At 35.7% G+C, this 927-nt stretch carries 2 protein-coding genes; both read right to left on the bottom strand.

The window, feature by feature from the left end; genetic code table 11:
* Positions 1-376 (bottom strand): hypothetical protein (locus tag HU235_RS16260; protein WP_174880872.1); only part of this gene is annotated, 376 nt, incomplete at its 3' end.
* Positions 377-459: 83 nt separating this feature from the next.
* Positions 460-759, bottom strand: a complete 300-nt coding sequence (locus HU235_RS16255) for a nucleoside triphosphate pyrophosphohydrolase (RefSeq protein WP_233452250.1) — start codon at positions 757-759, stop codon at positions 460-462.
* Positions 760-927: the final 168 nt, after the last annotated feature.

Below are 927 nucleotides of genomic sequence, written 5' to 3'. Positions count from 1 at the left end.
CTATTAAATCCCTATACGTATTAGGTATTTTACAATTCCAATTTATTTCGGTAACCCTATGAGGAAAATAATCATCATTTGGGTTTGGCGTATGAATATATACAGCATCAGAACCAGGGTCTTCCTCGTGAATACATATCCAAGATTGATATGGCTTCTCAAATGCTTCTAGCTGTTTTAATAAATGATTATACAAAGCTACATGTGCTTTAATATGTTCTCTTCTTATTTTTAAGCTATGTTTACCGACACCGAAAAAGTCGAGATGAATATGCCAAAAATCAAACCACGACTCTTCATCAAGTTGCAAATCAAAAATCTCTACTTCTTTCCATAAATTGCGGAAATATCTTTTCTTCCCACGAAATTTCTTCAAAAACTATTCCCCCTAATACATGAAACGGAAACTTACCAATCTCTACTTCTATAACATAACTATCTATATCTTAATTAAGCATTCTATACAGAATCATCCACATCTATTAAGTAGATTTTTTCTGTAAACCCACCACGTTCTTTAAATTTCCTCTGTCTAATAGCTTCCACTTTTTCAAAATTCCCATTGTGAATGAACGATAATGCATGAATAATCTCTACAAGATCAGCTAGTTCTTCTAGCGCTTCTTCATTACTCGTTGCTTCTAAATACTCATTTAATTCTTCTTGAAGCTTTCTCCTTAATTCTTGAATATAATTATTGTCATCAAGTTTTTTTACAGTGTATTTATCTGTCTTTCTTTTAATAAATGGCTGTCTCAAAACTTTGTTACCTTTTTACAGTGTTGTCGTTCGGCGTTGATTTCCGCTACAGTACTCGCTTTCCGCGGGGTGGGTGGTGAGCCTCCTCAGTGTAAACACCTGCGGGGTCTCACCTCTCCCACGCATCCCGCAGGAGTCTCGCACTTCTGCTCCAATCAACCCTTATAT

The organism is Metabacillus niabensis, assembly GCF_902829255.1.
Taxonomy (GTDB): domain Bacteria; phylum Bacillota; class Bacilli; order Bacillales; family Bacillaceae; genus Metabacillus; species Metabacillus niabensis.
Note: the sequence above shows the minus strand (reverse complement) of the source record. Positions and strands in the feature narration are given on the sequence as shown.